Genomic DNA, 19914 nt, shown 5'->3' with positions numbered 1-19914 from the left:
GATGGCCGCCCTGGTGTCGGGCGGCTGCGCCCCGGCCAATCCCACGGTGGAGGATCTGGGGCTGGTGCCGGATTACCTCGGGGTGCAGACGCGCCTCCTGGACGGCGATCTGGTGAACTTCCTGGTCGAGGCGCGGGGCGCGCTGACACCGGCCGACGTGACGCGCTATGCCGAATGTGCGGCGGCGCAGTATGCCCTGATCCGGGGCTACGGATTCGCCCGGCACGTCCGGACGAATGTGGATGAAGAGGGTGGCCTTTGGCGCGGCGATGCTGTTTACACCATCTCGCCAGCGCTGCCCGACGGACTGAAGACCATCGACGCCGAAGTCGTCGTTGCGAGATGCCGGGAAAGCGGCATACCGACTGTTTGAGAAGGCCCGACGTGAAACAGGACAGTGTGAGACAGAATGGCTGATTTCTTTTCGACCGGACCGGGGATTGCCCTGCTGATCGCGGCCCAGTGCCTGATGGTCATCGCCTTCGTGATGATCTCGCTGCTGTTCCTCGTCTACGGCGACCGCAAGATCTGGGCCGCCGTGCAGATGCGGCGGGGCCCGAACGTGGTGGGCGTCTTCGGGCTGCTCCAGACCGTGGCCGACGCGCTGAAATATGTGGTGAAGGAGATCGTCATTCCCGCGGGCGCCGACCGCGCGGTGTTCATGATGGCGCCGATGACGTCCTTCGTGCTGGCGATGATCGCCTGGGCGGTGATCCCCTTCACCGACACCTGGGTTCTGGCCGACATCAACGTCGCCATCCTCTACGTCTTCGCCATCTCCTCGCTCGAGGTCTACGGCGTGATCATGGGGGGGTGGGCGTCGAACTCGAAGTACCCGTTCCTCGGCTCGCTGCGCTCGGCCGCGCAGATGATCTCCTACGAGGTCTCGATCGGCCTCATCATCATCGGCGTCATCATCTCGACCGGGTCGCTGAACTTCGGCGACATCGTGCGGGCGCAGGACGGCAACCTCGGCCTGCTGAACTGGTACTGGCTGCCGCACCTGCCGATGGTGTTCCTGTTCTTCATCTCGGCCCTGGCCGAGACCAACCGCCCGCCCTTCGACCTGCCCGAGGCCGAGTCGGAGCTCGTCGCAGGCTACCAGGTCGAGTATTCCTCGACGCCGTTCCTGCTGTTCATGGCGGGCGAATACATCGCGATCTTCCTGATGTGCGCGCTGACCACACTGCTGTTCTTCGGCGGCTGGCTGTCGCCGATCCCGGGTCTGCCGGACGGCGCGCTGTGGATGGTCGGCAAGATGGCGATCTTCTTCTTCCTCTTCGCGATGGTGAAGGCGGTCGTGCCGCGCTATCGCTACGACCAGCTGATGCGCCTTGGCTGGAAGGTGTTCCTTCCGTTCTCGCTCGCCTGGGTGGTGCTGGTCTCGTTCTTCGCACATTTCGGACTGTTCGGCGGCGCCTACGCCCGCTGGGCGGTGGGAGGCTGATCCATGGCTAACGTCGACTACGCACGCCGCGCCCGGTATTTCCTGCTCTTCGACATGTTCAAGGGGCTGGGGCTGGGGTTCAAATACTTCTTCGCGCCCAAGGCGACGCTGAACTACCCGCACGAGAAGGGGCCGCTGTCGCCCCGCTTCCGCGGCGAACACGCGCTGCGCCGCTATCCCAACGGCGAGGAGCGGTGCATCGCCTGCAAGCTCTGCGAGGCGATCTGCCCCGCCCAGGCCATCACCATCGACGCCGAGCCCCGCGCCGACGGCTCGCGCCGCACGACGCGCTATGACATCGACATGACGAAATGCATCTACTGCGGCTTCTGCCAGGAGGCCTGCCCGGTGGATGCGATCGTCGAGGGGCCGAACTTCGAATTCTCGACCGAGACCCGGGAAGAGCTGTTCTACGACAAGCAGAAGCTCCTGGAGAACGGCGAACGCTGGGAAGCCGAGATCGCGCGCAATCTCGAGATCGACGCGCCCTACCGGTAACGTGAACAGGGCCCGCAAGAGGCCCGCAGGAACGAGGAACTGAAACCATGGGCGCTGCGGATTTCGCATTCTATCTCTTCGCCATCACCGTGGTCGCGGCCGGGCTGTTCGTGGTCGTCGCGCGCAACCCGGTGCACTCGGTGCTGTGGCTGATCCTCGCCTTCCTGTCCTCGGCGGGGCTGTTCGTGCTGCTCGGGGCCGAGTTCGTGGCGATGCTGCTGGTGATCGTCTACGTCGGCGCCGTGGCGGTGCTGTTCCTGTTCGTGGTCATGATGCTGGACGTCGACTTCGCCGAGCTGAAGGCGGAGATGGCGAAGTACATGCCGCTCGCGCTGCTGATCGGGATCGTGATCCTGATGCAGCTCGGCATCGCCTTCGGGGTCTGGCAGGCGTCCGACCAGGCCGAGTCCCTGCGCGCCGCCGTCGCCGCCGATTACGGCAGGGCCGAGAACACCGCGATGCTGGGTCAGCTCGTCTATGACGACTACCTGCTGCTGTTCCAGCTTGCCGGGCTGATCCTTCTCGTCGCCATGATCGGAGCCATCGTGCTGACCCTGCGCCACCGCGCCGACGTCAAGCGGCAGGACATCGTGGCGCAGATCATGCGCGATCCGAAGCTCGCCATGGAGATCCGGGACGTGAAGCCGGGGCAGGGGCTGTGAAGCTGAACGCGGGCACCGTCACGGCGATCGCCGTCGCCGTCATCGTGGGCGGGCTTGTCGCCAATGGGTACTACAGCGGGGAAAACTGAACATGATCGGCATTGAACACTACCTCACCGTCGCCGCCGCGCTGTTCGTCATCGGCATCTTCGGCCTGTTCCTGAACCGCAAGAACGTCATCATCATCCTGATGAGCATCGAGCTGATGCTGCTCGCGGTGAACATCAACTTCGTCGCCTTCTCCTCCTTCCTCGGCGATCTCGTCGGACAGGTCTTCACGCTGTTCGTCCTGACGGTCGCCGCCGCCGAGGCCGCCATCGGCCTTGCCATCCTCGTCTGTTTCTTCCGCAACCGCGGCACCATCGACGTTGAAGACGTCAACGTGATGAAAGGCTGAACCGTTGGAAACCATCATCCTCTTCGCCCCCCTCGTCGGCGCGCTGATCTGCGGCTTCGGCTGGAAGTTCATGGGCGAGAAGCCCGCCCAGTACACGGCCACGGGCCTGCTGTTCCTCTCGGCGCTCCTGTCCTGGATCGTCTTCTTCTCCTTCGACGGCGAGATGGAGCGGATCCAGATCCTGCGCTGGATCGAGTCCGGCTCGCTCTCCACCGACTGGGCGATCCGGCTGGACCGGCTGACGGCGATCATGCTGATCGTGGTCACCACGGTGTCGAGCCTCGTGCACCTCTACTCGTTCGGCTACATGGCCCACGACGACAACTTCCGCGAAGGCGAGAGCTATCGCCCGCGCTTCTTCGCCTACCTGTCGTTCTTCACCTTCGCGATGCTGATGCTGGTGACGGCGGACAACCTCGTGCAGATGTTCTTCGGCTGGGAGGGCGTCGGCGTCGCCTCGTACCTGCTGATCGGCTTCTACTTCCGCAAGCCCTCGGCCAACGCGGCGGCGATCAAGGCCTTCGTGGTCAACCGGGTCGGCGACTTCGGCTTCGCGCTCGGGATCTTCGCGATCTTCTTCCTCGTCGACTCGATCAACTTCTCCGACGTCTTCGCGGCAGCGCCCCAGCTTGCGGACACGCAGCTGCGGTTCCTGTGGACCGACTTGACCGCGGTCGAGGTGATCTGCTTCCTGCTGTTCGTCGGCGCCATGGGCAAGTCGGCGCAGCTGTTCCTGCACACCTGGCTGCCGGACGCCATGGAAGGCCCGACCCCGGTGTCGGCGCTGATCCACGCCGCGACCATGGTGACGGCGGGCGTCTTCCTTGTCTGCCGCATGTCGCCGCTGATGGAGTTCGCGCCCCACGCCACCGCCTTCGTCACCGTCCTTGGCGCGACGACGGCCTTCTTCGCGGCGACGGTGGGCCTGGTGCAGAACGACATCAAGCGCGTCATCGCCTATTCCACCTGCTCGCAGCTCGGCTACATGTTCGCGGCGGCGGGGGTCGGCGTCTATTCGGCGGCGATGTTCCACCTCTTCACCCACGCCTTCTTCAAGGCGCTCCTGTTCCTCTGCGCGGGCTCGGTCATCCACGGGATGCATCACGAGCAGGATATGCGGAACTACGGGGGCCTGCGCACGAAGCTGCCCTATACCTTCTGGGCGATGATGATCGGCACGCTGGCGATCACCGGCGTCGGCATCCCCTTCACCCACATCGGCTTCGCAGGCTTCCTGTCGAAGGACGCGATCATCGAATCCACCTACGGCGCGGCAAGCGGGGCGGGCATCTATGCCTTCTGGCTGCTGGTCGTCGCGGCGGGCTTCACCAGCTTCTATTCCTGGCGGCTGATCTTCATGACCTTCTTCGGCGAGGCGCGGGGCGACAGGCACACCCACGAGCATGCCCATGAAAGCCCGATGTCGATGCTGGTGCCGCTTGGCGTCCTGTCGCTTGGCGCGGTGCTGTCGGGGATGATCTGGTTCGGCCCGTTCTTCGGCGACCACGACAAGGTCGGCCGTTTCTTCGGCATCCCGACCGAGGCGAGCGCCCAGCACGAGGGCGTCGGGGCCGCGGTCGAGGCGCTGGAGCACGGCAATGCCGGGGAGGCCGCCGAGGCCGTCACCGAACCCGAGGCGGAAGCGGGCGAGCACGAGGCGGCCTTCGGCGGCGCACCGGGCGAGGGCGCGATCTACATGGGGCCGGACAACCACGTCCTGGACAACGCGCACCATTCGCCCGCCTGGGTCGCGGTGTCGCCGACCATCGCCATGCTGCTTGGCCTGGCGCTGGCCTGGGTGTTCTACATCCGCCGCCCCGAATGGCCCCGCAACCTGGCCGAGAACCAGCCCGCGCTCTACCGCTTCCTGCTGAACAAGTGGTACTTCGACGAGATCTACGATGCGGTCTTCGTCCGCCCGGCCAAGGCGCTTGGCCGCCTCCTGTGGCGGCGCGGCGACGGCAGCGTGATCGACGGCACGATCAACGGCATCGCCATGGGGATCATTCCGTTCTTCACCCGCCTCGCGGGGCGGGCGCAGTCGGGGTACCTGTTCCACTATGCCTTCGCCATGGTCCTCGGGATCGCGATCCTGATCACCTGGATGACCATCGGAGGATGAGCGTGCCGACAGACCCGAGCCACGGCCGCTTGACGGCGGACCAGACCGAGACCACGACCCACGCCGCCGAAAAGACGCGCCGTCCGGAGCCTGACCATGGATAACCTGCTTTCCATCATCACCTTCATCCCGGCGCTCGGGGCGGTCATCCTGGCCCTGTTCCTGCGCGGCGACGACGAGGCCGCGCAGACCAACGCCAAGTACATGGCGCTGATCGCCACCTCGGCCTCGTTCCTGCTGTCGCTGTTCGTTCTGTTCGGCTTCGATCCGTCGAACACCGGCTTCCAGTTCGTCGAGGACAAGCCCTGGCTTCTCGGCCTGCACTACAAGATGGGGGTCGACGGGATCTCGGTCCTGTTCGTGATGCTGACGACCTTCCTGATGCCGATCACGATCCTGGCCTGCTGGGACGTGAAGGTGCGGGTCAAGGAATACATGATCGCCTTCCTGCTGCTGGAGACACTGATGCTGGGCGTGTTCTGCGCGCTCGACCTCGTGCTGTTCTACCTGTTCTTCGAGGCCGGTCTGATCCCGATGTTCCTGATCATCGGCATCTGGGGCGGGGCGAACCGGATCTACGCCAGCTTCAAGTTCTTCCTCTACACCTTCTTCGGCTCGGTGCTGATGCTGGTGGCGATGATCGCCATGATCGTCGACGCGGGCACCACCGACATCGTGCAGCTGCTCCAGCACAACTTCGCCAGTTCCGAGTTCTCGGTGCTCGGCATCCACATCGTCGGCGGTCTCCAGACGCTGCTCTGGCTCGCCTTCTTCGCGTCCTTCGCGGTGAAGATGCCGATGTGGCCGGTGCACACCTGGCTGCCCGACGCCCACGTGCAGGCGCCGACCGCGGGGTCCGTGGTGCTGGCGGCGATCCTGCTGAAGATGGGCGGCTACGGCTTCCTGCGCTTCTCCTTCCCGATGTTTCCCGTCGCCTCGGACCTCCTCGCGCCGCTGGTGCTGTGGCTCTCGGCCATCGCGATCGTCTACACCTCGCTCGTGGCGCTGGCGCAGAGCGACATGAAGAAGCTGATCGCCTATTCCTCGGTCGCGCACATGGGATACGTCACCGCGGGGATTTTCGCGGCGAACCAGCAGGGGATGGACGGGGCGATCTTCCAGATGCTGTCCCACGGCTTCATCTCCGGCGCGCTCTTCCTTTGCGTCGGCGTGATCTACGACCGGATGCACACGCGCGAGATCGACGCCTACGGCGGGCTCGTGAACCGTATGCCGGCCTATGCGATGATCTTCATGTTCTTCACCATGGCGAACGTCGGCCTGCCCGGCACTTCGGGTTTCGTGGGCGAGTTCCTGACGCTGATGGGCATGTTCCAGGCCAATACCTGGGTCGCTGCCGTCGCCACCACCGGCGTGATCCTCTCGGCGGCCTACGGGCTCTGGCTCTACCGGCGGGTCGTGATGGGCGACCTGATCAAGGAGAGCCTGCGCTCGATCACCGACATGAACCGGCGCGAGCGGATCATCTTCGCGCCCCTCGTCGCCATGACCCTGCTGCTGGGGGTCTATCCCAGCCTCGTCACCGACATCATCGGCCCCTCGGTCGAGGCCATGGTGTCGGGATACCAGACAGCCCTCGTGGATGCCGGAGGGTCCGCCGTCGCCGACGCCGCCCCCGAAAGCCACTGAGCCGGAAGTGAGAGAGCCAAGATGACTTCTGCCGATTTCCAGACCATCCTGCCCGAGTTCCTGCTGGCGCTCTACGCGCTCGCGGCCCTGCTGTTCGGCGTGTACGGCGGCAAGGACAAGCTCGGGCCCGTGCTGGTCTGGGTGACGTCCGCCGTTCTCGCCGTGATCGGCGTCTGGATCTCGCTCCGGGGCGGCGAGGCGCAGACCGGCTTCCACGGCATGTTCCTGAACGACGGCTTCGCCCGCTTCGCCAAGGTGATGATCCTGTTCTCCGCCGCCGCGGTCCTGCTGATGAGCGAGGGCTACATGGCCCGCCGCAACCTCCTGCGGTTCGAATACCCGATCCTCGTCGCGCTCGGCGTCATCGGCATGATGGTGATGGTCAGCGCGGGCGACCTGATGACCCTTTACATGGGGCTCGAGCTGCAGTCGCTGTCGCTCTACGTCGTCGCCGCCCTGCGCCGCGACAGCATCAAGTCGACCGAGGCCGGGCTGAAGTATTTCGTCCTCGGCGCGCTGTCCTCGGGCCTGCTGCTCTATGGCTGCTCGCTGACCTACGGCTTCGCGGGCACCACGCTGTTCTCGGGCATCATCACCGCCGTGGGCGAGGGGCAGGCGCCGCTCGGCCTGCTGTTCGGGCTGGTGTTCATCGCGTCGGGCCTGGCGTTCAAGGTCTCGGCCGCGCCGTTCCACATGTGGACGCCCGACGTCTACGAAGGCTCGCCCACGCCCGTCACCGCCTTCTTCTCGACCGCGCCCAAGGTCGCCGCCTTGGGCCTGTTCGCGCGGGTGATGCACGATGCCTTCGGCGGCGTCGTCGGCGACTGGCAGCAGGTCGTCTCGGCCATCGCGATCGCTTCGATGTTCCTCGGCGCCGTGGCGGCGATCGGGCAGAACAACATCAAGCGGCTCATGGCCTATTCGTCGATCTCGCACATGGGATATGCGCTGATCGGCCTCGCCGCGGGCACCGCGCTCGGCGTGCAGTCGATGCTGATCTACATGGCGGTCTACGTCACGATGAACGTCGGCACCTTCGCCTTCATCCTGTCGATGGAGAAGGACGGCCAGCCGGTGGTCGAGATCTCCTCACTGAACATGTACGCCAAGCGCGAGCCGCTGAGGGCGCTGGCGCTGCTGGTCCTGATGTTCTCGCTTGCGGGCGTGCCGCCGATGCTGGGCTTCTTCGCCAAGCTTGGCGTCTGGCAGGCGGGAATCGACGCCGATCTCTACTGGCTCGTCGGCCTCTCCGCCGTCGCCTCGGCCATCGGCGCCTATTACTACCTCCGGATCGTGTTCCTGATGTACTTCGGCAAGGACGACGACGCGCTGGAGGCGGGCGGCTCGCCGGTGCTCTGGGGTTTCCTGATGGTCTCGGCGGCGGCGATGGTGCTGGGGGTCGTGAACCTCTTCGGCATCGAGGGCGCCGCGGCAGCGGCGGCGGCCACCCTTGTCAACTGAACCCGCGGGGGCGAACCTCTGGCCGGAGCGGTATGAACGCCTGATCCTCGACGAGGTCGACAGCACCAACACCCATGCCGCGCGCATCGCGCCGGAACTGGGGCATCCGACCTGGATCATGGCGCATCGCCAGACGGCGGCGAAGGGCAGGCGGGGTCGCCCCTGGCAAAGCCCGCCGGGGCACTTCGCCGCAACGCTCGTGATGCGACCCGGCGGCGTCGCCGGCTGGGCGGCGCTGCGCAGCTTCATGGCGGCCAACGCCCTGTTCGAGGCGCTGGCTCTGCACATCGAGCGGGACCGGCTGGCCAACAAGTGGCCGAACGACGTGCTGCTCGACAACGGCAAGGTTGCGGGGATCCTGCTGGAAAGTGCCAGCACCGACGGGCAGACCAACTGGCTGGCCATCGGCATCGGCGTGAACCTCGGCGAGGCGCCGGAGGTGCGCGACGCCGCCTTCCCGCCTGTGGGGCTGGCGGCGCAGGGCGGCAGCCCCGTGCTGCCCGAGGATTTCCTGACCGAGCTGGCCGGGTTCTACGCGACCGAGGAGATGATCCTGGAGCAGATGGGCTTCGCCCCGATCCGCGAGAAGTGGCTCAGGAACGCGGCCCGCCTGGGCGAGGTCATCACCGCGCGCACCGGCACCGCCGAGATCGTGGGCAAGTTCGTCACCATCGACGAGGCCGGGCAGCTGGTGCTCGACACGCCCGACGGCCGACAGACCATCCCCGCCGCCGACATCTACTTCTAGGGAGGCGCGCCCGTGCTTCTGGCCATCGACTGCGGCAACACCAACACCGTCTTCTCCGTCTGGGACGGCACCTCGTTCGTCGCCACCTGGCGCACTTCGACCGAATGGCAGCGGACAGCGGACCAGTACTATGTCTGGCTGTCCTCGCTGATGGCCTTCCGCAAGATCGACGTCGATATCACCGAGGTCATCATCTCCTCGACCGTGCCGCGCGTCGTCTTCAACCTGCGCGTCCTCGCCGACCGCTACTTCAACTGCCGCCCGCTGGTGGTGGGAAAGCCCGACTGCCTGTTGCCGATCGACGTCAGGGTCGACCAGGGAACGGCCGTCGGTCCGGACCGCCTTGTAAATACCGTCGCGGGGTACGATCTGTTTGGAGGCGATCTGATCGTCGTCGATTTCGGCACCGCGACCACCTTCGACGTGGTGGCATCGGACGGGGCCTATATCGGCGGGGTGATCGCTCCCGGGGTGAACCTGTCGCTCGAAGCCTTGCACCAGGCGGCGGCGGCTCTGCCCCATGTCGACATTTCCAAGCCGCAAAGCGTGATCGGCACCAACACGGTGGCCTGCATGCAAAGCGGCATCTTCTGGGGATACATCGGTCTGATCCGCGAGATCTGCGCCCGCATCAAGGCCGAGCGCGACCGTCCCATGAAGATCATCGCAACGGGCGGGCTGGCGCCCCTGTTCCAGCAGACCGAGGCGTTGTTCGACGCCTATGAAGACCAACTGACGATTCACGGCCTGACCGTGATCCATCGCTATAACAAGGAAAACAATAGCGTATGAGTACCAAACACCTGATCTACATGCCCCTCGGCGGCGCCGGGGAAATCGGCATGAACGCCTATGTCTACGGCTACGGCCAGCCGGGGAAAGAGCGTTACATCCTCGTCGACTGCGGCGTGACCTTCCCCGACATGGACGGCAGCCCCGGGGTCGACCTGATCTTCCCCGACGTCTCGTGGCTGGCCGAACGCGCCGACCGGCTGGACGCCATCTTCATCACCCATGCCCACGAGGACCACGTCGGCGCCATCGGCCACCTCTGGTCGCAGCTGAAGGCGCCGGTCTATTGCCGCGCCTTCACCGCCATCCACGCGCAGCGCAAGATGGAGGAACAGGGGCAGGATCCGGCCAACGTGAAGGTGGTCGAGCCCTGGCCCGCCACCCACAAGGTCGGCGGGTTCGAGGTGGGCTTCCTGCCGATCTCGCACTCGATCCCCGAAAGCTCGGCCCTGGTGATCGACACGCCCGAGGGCCGCGTGATCCATACCGGCGACTTCAAGCTCGACTATTCCCCCGTGGTGGGCGAGGCCTTCGATCCCAAGCTCTATGCCGAGGTGGCGAAGGACGGGGTGCTGGCGCTGGTCTGCGATTCCACCAACGTCTTCTCCGGCCATCCCGGCCGGTCCGAGGCGACGGTGGGCCCCGAGATCACCAAGCTGATCTCGTCCCAGAAGGGCATGGTGGTGGCCACCACCTTCGCCTCCAACGTCGCGCGGGTGAAGACCCTGGCCGAGGCGGGGGTGGCCGCGGGCCGCTCGGTCTGCCTTCTGGGGCGCGCCATGCGGCGGATGATCGAGGCCTCGGTCGAGGCGGGGGTGCTGAGCGACTTCCCTTCCACCGTCACGGTCGAGGATGCCCGCGAGATCCCGCGCGAGGCGCTGATGCTGATCGTCACCGGCTCGCAGGGCGAGCGGCGGGCGGCCTCGGCCCAGCTGGCGCGGGGCAAGTACCTGGGGCTGTCCATGGCGGACGGCGACACCTTCCTGTTCTCCTCCAAGGTCATCCCCGGCAACGAGCGCGGCGTGATCCGCATCATCAACGCCTATTCCGAGATGGGCGTCGACGTGGTGGACGACAACAACGGCATGTACCACGTTTCGGGCCACGCCAACCGGCCGGACCTGCTGGAGCTGCAGAACATCGTCAACCCGCAGATCGTCGTCCCCATGCACGGCGAGCACCGCCACCTGCGCGAGCACACGAAGCTGGCGCAGAACGCGGGGCGGATGTCGGTGCTGGCGCCGAACGGCACCTGCGTCGCGCTTTCGGGCAACACGCCGAAGGTCGTGGAATACGTCGAGACGGGGCGCACCTACCTCGACGGCTCGGTGCAGATCGGCGCGCTCGATGGCGTGGTGCGGGACCGGATCCGCATGGCGCTGAACGGCCACGCCATCGTCACGCTCATCATCGACGAGAACGACGAGCCTCTGGGCGAGCCCTGGGTCGAGATCATGGGCCTGCCGGAAACCGGCCGCTCGGGCGCGCCGCTGGTCGACGTGCTGGAGGCCGATCTTGCGCAGGCGGTGGCCCGTGCCGACGACAGGGTGCTGATCGACGACGACAAGCTCGACGAGCTGCTGAAGCGCACCACGCGCCAGTCCGCCAACGACGAGATCGGCCGCAAGCCCGAGGTGACGGTGGTGGTCAGCCGATTGAGCTGAAATCGGCACGCGCGGGAAACCATCGGAGGGTCCCGCGCGTTTGTTCCATGACATAGGTAAGCCGGTCCGCTGGCCGGTTCGACCGCAGAGGCGCGGGGCGCACGTCGGACAACCGGCGCGCGCCCCTCTGCCGCTGCGGCGCAGTCATGGAAAGGAGACGACATGATCAAGAAGAGTGGTTCCGCGAAATGGTCCGGCGGTCTGAAGGACGGCAAGGGCCACGTCTCGACCGAAACCGGCGTGCTGTCCGACCAGCCCTACGGCTTCAACACCCGCTTCGAGGGCGCCAAGGGCACCAATCCCGAGGAGCTGCTCGGCGCCGCCCATGCGTCCTGCTATTCCATGGCGCTGAGCATGATCCTGGGCCAGCACGACCTGACGGCGGACGAGATCGCCACCAAGGCCACCGTGTCGCTCGAGGAGAAGGACGGCGGTTTCGCGATCACCAAGGTGCACCTGGACGTGACCGCGAAGATCCCCGGCGCCAGCGAGGAGAAGTTCATGGAGGCGGCGACCGCAGCCAAGGAAGGCTGCCCGGTCTCAAAGCTGTTCAACGCCGAGATCACGATGGACGCGAAGCTGGCCTGACCCGCCGCGCATCCCTGCAGAAGAAAAGCCCCGGAGCGATGCTCCGGGGCTTTTTCGTTGCGTTACCGGTGGGGCATTCGCTGCAGACGTAGACCGCGCCGCCCACGGCAACCACGGTGACGGCGGTGGCCGCGAGGATCGCCGGGGTCGAGAGCGCCGCCGTCAGGCTGCTGCCGATCGCCCCGAGGTTCGAGGTGATATAGCCGGACGTCCCCGTCAGGATCGCCGCGCCCGAGCTGTGGATCAGGCTCTTCGGCGCCTCCTCGGGTTCCTCCCGCTCGATGCCCAGGGCCTTGTCCGCCGCCCCGCGCGCCGCGGTTCCGGCGATGGCCAGCGCGCTGTCCTTGGTGGCGTTCACCCGCTCGCAGGCCGTCTTCGCGCAGCGCCCGTTATAGGTCCGTTCGCCCGGCAGCAGCAGGAAGCCGTCCTCGCCCTGTTCGCTGAGGCAGTAGCCGTCGATCTGGTCGGCCGGGATGGTCTGGCCGAGGTAGGCGATGATCGTCTGGCTGTCGCAGGCGGGCGGGCGGCCGCGCAGGGAGTCGAGCTTCCGTCCCGGCCAGGACAGCAGGCGTTCGCGGCGGCTGACCGTGTCCTGCGGGGCCTGGAAGGACGGATCGAACACCACCAGCTCGCCATTCACCACCGAGGCGCAGCTTTCCTGCGCCGCAACCGGCGAGAGTGGCGCGATGCAAAGACCGAAGCAGATCAGGGCCTTGCGCAGCAAGATCAGCCCGCGCGGCGTTCGTCGAAGCTCATCGCGATGAAGCTGGGCAGGTGATCGCCCATGCCGACCACGCGGTTGTCGCCGCCGCGGTCCTGGTTGCGCTCGCCGCCGCGCCGCTCGCCGCGACCGCCGCGCGGCCGCTCCTCGTTGCGCTCCGGGGTGCTCTCGGCCTGCGGGGCCGCTTCCACGGGGGCCTTCGCCGCCTCGGGTGCAGGCTCCGCCTCGGGCTTCTTGCGCGTGCGGCTGCGGCTGCGCTTCTCGGGCTTCGCCGGCGCCTCATCGTCGGCCGCGGGCGGGGTGGCGCCCAGCGGATTGTCGATCCGCGGCACCGGCCGGTCGATCAGCTTCTCGATGGCGTCGAGGTTCTTCTCGTCGGAGGGCGAGCAGATCATCATCGCCTTGCCGTCGCGCCCGGCGCGACCCGTGCGGCCGATCCGGTGCACGTAATCCTCGGCATGGGAGGGGACGTCGAAGTTGAACACGTGGCTCACCGCGGGCACGTCCAGCCCGCGCGCCGCGACGTCGGAGGCGACGAGGAAGCGCAGGCTGCCGGCGCGGAAGCCGTCCAGCGTGCGCGTGCGCTGCGACTGGTCGAGGTCGCCGTGGATCGGCGCCGCGTCATAGCCGTGCTTCGCCAGCGACTTCGCGACGATGTCGACGTCGATCTTGCGGTTGCAGAAGATGATCGCGTTGCTGCACTTGTCGCCCTCGGCGTCGATCAGGGCGCGCAGGACGTCGCGCTTCTCGCTCGCCTGCCGGTCCTTGCGCGAGGCGCGGAACATCACCACGCCCTGCTCGATCGTCTCCGAGGCGGTCGCCTGGCGGGCGACCTCGATCTTCTCGGGGTTGGACAGGAAGGTGTTGGTGATCCGCTCGATCTCGGGCGCCATGGTGGCCGAGAAGAACAGGGTCTGCCGGGTGAAGGGCACCAGGCCGAAGATCCGCTCGATATCCGGGATGAAGCCCATGTCGAGCATCCGGTCGGCTTCGTCCACCACCATGATCTTGACGTCGTTCAGGATCAGCTTGCCGCGCTCCTGGTGGTCCAGAAGCCGCCCGGGCGTCGCGATCAGCACGTCGACGCCGCGGTCGATCAGCACGTCCTGCTCCTTGAAAGACACGCCGCCGATCAGCAGGGCCTTGGAAAGCTTGACGTATTTCGAGTAGGTGTCAAAGTTTTCCGCCACCTGCGCGGCCAGTTCGCGGGTCGGGCACAGCACCAGGCTGCGCGGCATCCGCGCCTTTGCGCGGCCGCGGGCCAGCTGGTGGATCATCGGGAGCACGAAGCTTGCCGTCTTGCCGGTGCCGGTCTGGGCGATGCCCAGCACGTCGCGCCCCTGCAGGGCCGCGGGAATCGCACCGGCCTGGATCGGCGTCGGCGTGGTGTAGCCCGCTTCGTCCACGGCTTTCAGAATCTTGGGGTCGAGGTTCAGGTCAGAGAAATTTGTCATTCGGATCCGAAGGTTAACGGACCGAGTCTCGTGGCCCGTGCGTCGAGGGTGCGGCGGCCCGGATGGCCAGTCTTATCCACATGGATAGCACGCTGCGCCCGTGGCTACTGCAAAGCGCCGCCGGGGTCAACGCCACAGTGTCCATCGGGTTGCATCGGACCGCGCCCAAGCGCATGTTTTTCCTGAGCTTTGACGGGGAAGCCGCTGTCAGACCAGCATTTCCTTCGTCGCGGTCAGGGTGACGTCGGGATAATCGCGCCCGATCCGGTCGATGTCCCACTGCAACCGCGTGAGATAGACGATGTCGCCGTCGTTGTCGTGGGCGATGTGGCCCTTGTTTGCATTCACAAACTTGTCCACAGCGTCCCGCTTGCCCGACACCCAGCGGGCCGAGGTGAACTGCGAGGGTTCGAAGCGGACGGGCAGGCCGTATTCCAGCTCGATCCGGCTCGCCAGCACCTCGAACTGGAGGGCACCGACGACGCCGACGATGAAGCCCGAGCCGAGCATCGGCTTGAACACCTTGGCCGCGCCTTCCTCGGCGAATTGCGACAGCGCCTTGTCGAGGTGCTTGGCCTTCATGGGGTCGCCCGCGCGGCAGTTCTGGAGCAGTTCCGGCGCGAAGGAAGGGATGCCCGAGACGCGGATGCTCTCGCCCTCGGTCAGGGTGTCGCCGATGCGGAGCTGTCCGTGGTTCGGGATGCCGATGATGTCGCCGGCCCAGGCCTCCTCGGCCAGTTCGCGGTCGGAGGCGAGGAACAGCACGGGATTGCTGATCGCCATCGGTTTCTTCGAACGGACATGGGTCAGCTTCATGCCGCGCTGGAAATGCCCCGAAGCGAGGCGGACGAAGGCGACGCGGTCGCGGTGCTTCGGGTCCATGTTGGCCTGCACCTTGAAGACGAAGCCCGAAACCTTTGTCTCGTCGGGGGAAATCTGCCGCGGCTCGGCGCGTTGCGGCTGCGGCTCGGGGCCGAATTCGCCGATGCCGTCCATCAGCTCCTTCACACCGAAGGAATTGATCGCGGAGCCGAACCAGATCGGCGTCAGCGTCCCGTCGAGCAGCGCCTGCCGGTCGAAGGGCGGCAGCAGCTCGCGCGCCATCTCGATGTCTTCCTTCAGCTTGTCGAGCAGGGCCGCGGGCACGTGCTGCGCCAGCTTCGGGTCGTCCAGCCCGTCGATCCTGATGGACTCCGCGACGCGGTTGCGGTCGGCGCGGTCCATCAGCTCCAGCCGGTTGTGCAGCATGTCGTAGCAGCCGAGGAAATCGCGCCCGATCCCGATGGGCCAGCTTGCCGGGGTCACGTCGATGGCGAGGTTTTCCTGGATCTCGTCGATGATCTCGAAGACGTCGCGGCTTTCGCGGTCCATCTTGTTGCAGAAGGTCAGGATCGGCAGGTCGCGCAGGCGGCAGACCTCGAACAGCTTCTGGGTCTGGCTTTCCACGCCCTTCGCGCCGTCGATCACCATCACCGCGCAGTCGACGGCCGTCAGCGTGCGATAGGTGTCCTCTGAGAAATCCGAGTGGCCCGGCGTGTCGACGAGGTTGAAGCGGAACTCCTTGAAATCGAAGGACATGGCCGAGGCCGAGACCGAGATGCCCCGGTCCTTTTCCATCTGCATGAAGTCCGACCGCGTGCGGCGCGCCTCGCCCTTGGCGCGGACCTGGCCGGCCATCTGGATCGCGCCGCCGAACAGCAGGAACTTCTCGGTCAGCGTCGTCTTGCCCGCATCGGGGTGCGAGATGATGGCGAAGGTCCGGCGCCGGGCGATCTCCGGCGGCAGGGCGGGGGCATTTGAGGCGCGGTCTAGCATTGCGCGGATATAGCGGCGGGCGGTGCCATGCGCAATCGGGCTGTCCCGCCCCGCGGCGGTTTTGCGGGATCGTCGCGCTGTCTTCGGCCGGGCCCGATTTCCCGGCTTCCCAGCTTTGCGAAACGGGCGTATCCTTGGAACATTGGGTGAACATCGGAAAGGAATCGGAGATGGAACTGAAGGACATTGCCGAAGCTCTGGTGGAAGGCTGCCGCACGCACCGCGAGGAGGAGAACCTCGGGCGGCTCTACGCCGACGACGCGGTCTCGGTGGAGGCCGGCGCACCCCCGGGACAGGACCGGGTGAGCGCCGGGCTCGACGCCATACGCGGCAAGCACGCCTGGTGGAACGAGAATTTCGAGGTGCACGAGATGACGGCGGACGGCCCGTACCTGCACGGCGACGACCGGTTCGCGGTGATCTTCGACGCCGACAGCACCATGAAGCAGACCGGTCAGCGGACCCGGATGCGCGAGGTCGGCATTTATCACGTCGCCGATGGCAAGATCGTGCGGGAGGAGTTCTTCTATACCGGCGGCTGAACCGGGCGCCGCGTCTCAGGCGCGGGTGGCGCTGCGCAGCAGGTCGACCATCCGCGGCGCGGCTTCGCGGTCGACGGTCAGGTCGTGGCCCGGCAGGGCGGCATGGTCGCCGTGGATGGCCAGTCCCGCCTGCATCTCGGAGGGCAGGACGGGGCGGGTGCGGGTGTCGACCATCAGCGACTCGGCCGCGATGCCCTCGGCATAGATGATCTCGTGGCGGTCGAAGAGCAGCTGGAAGTAGTCCACGAAGCCGCCCGCGGTGCGGGTCACCGTGTCGTCGTTCAGAAGGTACTTCGCCTTGATCAGCACCTCGGCGCGGCCCGCCTTCAGCGCGTCGCGCCGCTGGTAGATGAACAGCCGGTGGTTGGGGCTGACGATCAGGTCCGCCTCGTTCCGGAGCGCACCGGCGGCGATACGGATGGGCGCGAAGGCCCCGAGGGCGCGCACCGTCTGCTGGCCGATCCAGCGGATCTTCTGCGGCCCGTGATCGCGGGTCAGCACCGCCTGTCCGACCTCCAGCTCCTCGATCGGGACCATCCTGCCCGAGGCGAGGGTGATGCGGGTGCCGCGGGTGAAGGACACGCAGGCGGCCTCGGCAAAGCGGGCACGGGCAGCGGCACGGTCCACTGCGACCAGCGCGTAGCCGGTCTTGGGCTTCAGCTTGGCCATCGGGAACAGCCAGATGTCGGCGACGGCCCGCTCCTCGGGATCGAGCTCGACCAGGATCAGCGCCTCAAGCGTGGTGCCGTCGGGCGACATCAGAGTGGCGCAGCAGTCGAGGTGCAGCGCCGCGCCGGGGCGGGCGCACTCCGTTCCCGCGGCGACCGACAGCCAGCGGCCGTCCTTGCGGGGCGTCACGGAAAGGCGCCGACGCCGCGCGGTGCGCGACAGCATGTAGACGTCGCCAAGGTTCAACTCGTCGAAGAAGCTCACCGGATCGCCGAGGTTCGCGCCGTCGATGGCGGTGAACTGGGTGGCATGGAACACCGGCAGGCTTTGTGCCGGTTCGCCCTGCATGTCGCTGCCACCCTGCATCACACCGCCCGTCCACCGGAAACCGACGCACTGCCGGCTGCCTGCCGGTCGCGTCCTGCCGCCTCACCCTAGCGTCCGGACGTTAAGAGCGTGCTGCAGATCGGTCAATTGCACGGCAGTTTCGTCGCGCTCCCGATCACGATTGTCCCGCTGGCCCGATCTATCCCCCGTCCCGGGCGCGATTGTTGCCCACAAGGCGCGGCACGCCGAATCGTGACGCCGCCGCGCCCCCTTGCGCGGCTGCGGGCGCCGTCCCAAGCTGGGCCGCACCGAAAACGGAGGGGACGGGAATGGATCTGGGGATTGCGGGACGTCGGGCGCTGGTCACGGCGTCCTCGAAGGGGCTGGGACTGGGCTGCGCGCGCGCCCTGGCCGAGGCGGGGTGCGATCTGGTGATGAACGCGCGCGGTGCCGAAGCGCTGGAAGCAGCCGCAGCGGCGATCCGGGCGGATTTCGGCGTCACGGTCGAGACGGTGGCCTGCGACGTCACCACGCCGGACGGACAGCGCGCCGTGCTGGAGAAGGCGCGGGGGATCGCGATCCTCGTCACCAATGCCGGCGGGCCGCCCCCGGGGATGTGGAGCGACTGGGAGAGGGAGGACTTCATCAAGGCGCTCGACGCCAACATGCTGACCCCCATCGCGCTGATGAAGGCGGCGCTTCCGGGGATGATGGAGGCGGGCTGGGGCCGGGTGGTCAACATCACCTCGATGTCCGTGAAGGCGCCGATCGCGGTGCTGGGCCTGTCGAACGCGGCAAGGACCGGGCTGACGGGCTATGTTGCCGGGACCGCGCGGCAGGTGGCGCCCCATGGCGTGACGATCAACAACCTGCTGCCCGGCATCCACGACACCGACCGCGCCACCGCCCTGGACGAGGCGGTGGTGAAGGCGCGCGGCATCTCGATGGAGGAGGCGCGGGCCGAGCGTGCGGCGACGGTGCCCGCCCGCCGCTACGGCACGGCAGCGGAGTTCGGGCAGGCCTGCGCCTTCCTCTGTTCGCAGCATGCCGGGTTCATCGTGGGGCAGAACATCCTGCTGGATGGCGGGGCGATCAACGCGACTCTCTGAGACTGCGGCGGGGTTGAAGCCCGGCGGCCCTGCTGCTACCTCCGGCTTGCCCGACGCAAACGCTCGGGTTTGTCCGGAGGCCCCGGTGAAGGACGTCACCCCCCGCCTGAAGATCGAGAACATCACCCGCAGCTTCTCGGGCCGCCGGGTGGTGGACGACGTGTCGCTGTCGGTGATGCCGGGGCAGGTGACCTGCCTGCTCGGCCCCTCGGGCTGCGGCAAGTCGACGACGCTGCGGATCATCGCGGGCGTCGACATGCAGGACTCGGGGCGCATCTGGGTCGACGGGCGGCTGGTCTGCGACACGGTCACGCGGGTGCCGCCCGAGGGGCGCTCGGTCGGGCTCATGTTCCAGGACTTCGCGCTGTTTCCGCACCTCACGGTGGCGGGCAACGTCGCCTTCGGGCTGAAGGGGCCGAAGGCCGCGCAGCGGGCCCGGGTCGAGGAACTGCTGGAACGGGTGGCGCTCGGCCGCTACATCGACGCCTATCCGCACGAGCTGTCGGGGGGCGAGCAGCAGCGGGTCGCGCTGGCCCGCGCGCTGGCGCCCCGGCCCAAGGTGATGCTGATGGACGAGCCGTTCTCGGGCCTCGACAACCGGCTTCGCGACGGCATCCGCGACGACACGCTGTTGATCCTGAAGGAGGAGGGGACGGCGGTTCTGCTCGTCACCCACGAGCCGGAAGAGGCGATGCGCATGGCCGACGAGATCGCGCTGATGCGCGGCGGGCGGATCGTCCAGCAGGGCGCGCCCTACAACATCTACAACGCGCCGGTGGACAAGGCCGCGGCGGCCTTCTTCAGCGACATCAACGTGATCGAGGGCGTGGTGCAGGGCGCGCTGACGGAAACCGCCTTCGGGCAGTTCCTGGCGCCCGGCGTGGCCGACGGCACGCCGGTCGACATCGTGATCCGCCCCCAGCACGTCCGCATCGACTTCGACCGCGGCGGCCGGGGCCCTCTGCCCACGGCGGTCGACGGTACGCCGGCCCGCGCCACGGTGGAACGGGCGCGCTTCATCGGCAAGGAAAGCCTGGTGGAGTTCCGGCTGGACTACGACGGGTCGCTGATGACGGCGACCGTGCCCTCGGTGTTCCTGCCGAAGAAGGGTACGCCGCTCTGGCTGATGATCCGGCGGGAACGGTGTTTCGTGTTCCCAAGACGCAGCGCGGCCTGAGAGGGCGGGAGCCTCCGGCGGGGAGTTCGAAGGGGTAAAGAAACGATCCGGCGGATCGTTTCCCCTTCGGA

The 19914-nt window shown here is 67.0% G+C and carries 19 protein-coding genes; 15 read left to right on the top strand and 4 right to left on the bottom strand.

Annotated elements, in window-relative coordinates:
• Window position 1: 1 nt before the first annotated feature.
• From A7B20_RS08670 to A7B20_RS08615, 12 genes are all read left to right on the top strand, one after another.
• A complete protein-coding gene (locus A7B20_RS08670; protein ID WP_102108174.1) occupies window positions 2-373 on the top strand; it encodes a hypothetical protein in 372 nt (123 codons plus the stop codon).
• A 36-nt stretch (window positions 374-409) separates the two neighbouring features.
• Complete coding sequence (nuoH, locus tag A7B20_RS08665; protein WP_102108173.1) at window positions 410-1447, top strand: NADH-quinone oxidoreductase subunit NuoH; 1038 nt, start codon at window positions 410-412, stop codon at window positions 1445-1447.
• A gap of 3 nt (window positions 1448-1450) precedes the next feature.
• A complete protein-coding gene (gene nuoI / locus A7B20_RS08660; protein ID WP_102108172.1) occupies window positions 1451-1945 on the top strand; it encodes an NADH-quinone oxidoreductase subunit NuoI in 495 nt (164 codons plus the stop codon).
• 47 nt (window positions 1946-1992) lie between these two features.
• A complete protein-coding gene (locus A7B20_RS08655; protein ID WP_102108171.1) occupies window positions 1993-2607 on the top strand; it encodes an NADH-quinone oxidoreductase subunit J in 615 nt (204 codons plus the stop codon).
• A gap of 91 nt (window positions 2608-2698) precedes the next feature.
• Complete coding sequence (gene nuoK, locus A7B20_RS08650) at window positions 2699-3004, top strand: NADH-quinone oxidoreductase subunit NuoK (RefSeq protein WP_102108170.1); 306 nt, start codon at window positions 2699-2701, stop codon at window positions 3002-3004.
• A 4-nt stretch (window positions 3005-3008) separates the two neighbouring features.
• Window positions 3009-5126: an NADH-quinone oxidoreductase subunit L gene (gene nuoL, locus A7B20_RS08645; protein WP_102108169.1), complete on the top strand. Its 2118-nt coding sequence runs from the start codon at window positions 3009-3011 to the stop codon at window positions 5124-5126.
• Window positions 5127-5222: 96 nt separating this feature from the next.
• Window positions 5223-6776 carry an NADH-quinone oxidoreductase subunit M gene (locus A7B20_RS08640; protein WP_102108168.1) on the top strand — a complete coding sequence of 518 codons (1554 nt, stop codon included), beginning with the start codon at window positions 5223-5225 and terminating at the stop codon, window positions 6774-6776.
• Window positions 6777-6797: 21 nt separating this feature from the next.
• Window positions 6798-8237 (top strand): NADH-quinone oxidoreductase subunit NuoN, encoded by a 1440-nt coding sequence (gene nuoN, locus A7B20_RS08635; protein WP_102108167.1) that lies wholly within the window; start codon window positions 6798-6800, stop codon window positions 8235-8237.
• On the top strand, window positions 8227-8985 hold the full coding sequence (locus tag A7B20_RS08630; protein ID WP_102108166.1) for a biotin--[acetyl-CoA-carboxylase] ligase: 759 nt from the start codon (window positions 8227-8229) through the stop codon (window positions 8983-8985). The genes nuoN and A7B20_RS08630 overlap by 11 nt, the downstream gene beginning before the upstream one ends.
• A gap of 12 nt (window positions 8986-8997) precedes the next feature.
• Window positions 8998-9777: a type III pantothenate kinase gene (locus A7B20_RS08625; protein ID WP_102108165.1), complete on the top strand. Its 780-nt coding sequence runs from the start codon at window positions 8998-9000 to the stop codon at window positions 9775-9777.
• Window positions 9774-11441 carry a ribonuclease J gene (locus tag A7B20_RS08620; protein WP_102108164.1) on the top strand — a complete coding sequence of 556 codons (1668 nt, stop codon included), beginning with the start codon at window positions 9774-9776 and terminating at the stop codon, window positions 11439-11441. Before A7B20_RS08625 ends, A7B20_RS08620 begins: the two co-directional genes overlap by 4 nt.
• 162 nt (window positions 11442-11603) lie before the next feature.
• Entirely contained in the window at window positions 11604-12029 is a 426-nt protein-coding gene (locus A7B20_RS08615) for an OsmC family protein (protein ID WP_102108163.1), read from the top strand.
• Here the strand turns inward: A7B20_RS08615 and A7B20_RS08610 are convergent.
• The 3 genes from A7B20_RS08610 to A7B20_RS08600 form a co-directional block, all read right to left on the bottom strand.
• A complete protein-coding gene (locus A7B20_RS08610) occupies window positions 12004-12753 on the bottom strand; it encodes a hypothetical protein (protein WP_102108162.1) in 750 nt (249 codons plus the stop codon). The genes A7B20_RS08615 and A7B20_RS08610 overlap by 26 nt on opposite strands.
• 2 nt (window positions 12754-12755) lie before the next feature.
• Window positions 12756-14204 (bottom strand): DEAD/DEAH box helicase, encoded by a 1449-nt coding sequence (locus A7B20_RS08605; RefSeq protein ID WP_102108161.1) that lies wholly within the window; start codon window positions 14202-14204, stop codon window positions 12756-12758.
• 207 nt (window positions 14205-14411) lie between these two features.
• Window positions 14412-16019: a peptide chain release factor 3 gene (locus A7B20_RS08600; RefSeq protein WP_102108160.1), complete on the bottom strand. Its 1608-nt coding sequence runs from the start codon at window positions 16017-16019 to the stop codon at window positions 14412-14414.
• A gap of 170 nt (window positions 16020-16189) precedes the next feature.
• Here A7B20_RS08600 and A7B20_RS08595 point away from each other — a divergent pair, with 170 nt between their 5' ends.
• On the top strand, window positions 16190-16561 hold the full coding sequence (locus A7B20_RS08595) for a nuclear transport factor 2 family protein (RefSeq protein WP_102108159.1): 372 nt from the start codon (window positions 16190-16192) through the stop codon (window positions 16559-16561).
• Window positions 16562-16576: 15 nt separating this feature from the next.
• Here A7B20_RS08595 and A7B20_RS08590 read toward each other — a convergent pair whose 3' ends face one another.
• Window positions 16577-17596: a Hint domain-containing protein gene (locus tag A7B20_RS08590; protein WP_245866733.1), complete on the bottom strand. Its 1020-nt coding sequence runs from the start codon at window positions 17594-17596 to the stop codon at window positions 16577-16579.
• 290 nt (window positions 17597-17886) lie between these two features.
• Between A7B20_RS08590 and A7B20_RS08585 the strand changes: the two genes are divergently transcribed.
• Together A7B20_RS08585 and A7B20_RS08580 are read left to right on the top strand one after the other, a co-directional pair.
• A complete protein-coding gene (locus A7B20_RS08585) occupies window positions 17887-18666 on the top strand; it encodes an SDR family oxidoreductase (protein ID WP_102108158.1) in 780 nt (259 codons plus the stop codon).
• Window positions 18667-18751: 85 nt separating this feature from the next.
• The gene (locus tag A7B20_RS08580) at window positions 18752-19843 is read left to right on the top strand and encodes an ABC transporter ATP-binding protein (protein WP_245866730.1); all 1092 of its coding nucleotides are present in this window, start codon (window positions 18752-18754) and stop codon (window positions 19841-19843) included.
• The last annotated feature ends 71 nt before the right edge of the window (window positions 19844-19914 follow it).

The organism is Oceaniglobus roseus, assembly GCF_002869745.1.
Classification (GTDB): Bacteria; Pseudomonadota; Alphaproteobacteria; order Rhodobacterales; family Rhodobacteraceae; genus Oceaniglobus; species Oceaniglobus roseus.
Note: the sequence above shows the minus strand (reverse complement) of the source record. Positions and strands in the feature narration are given on the sequence as shown.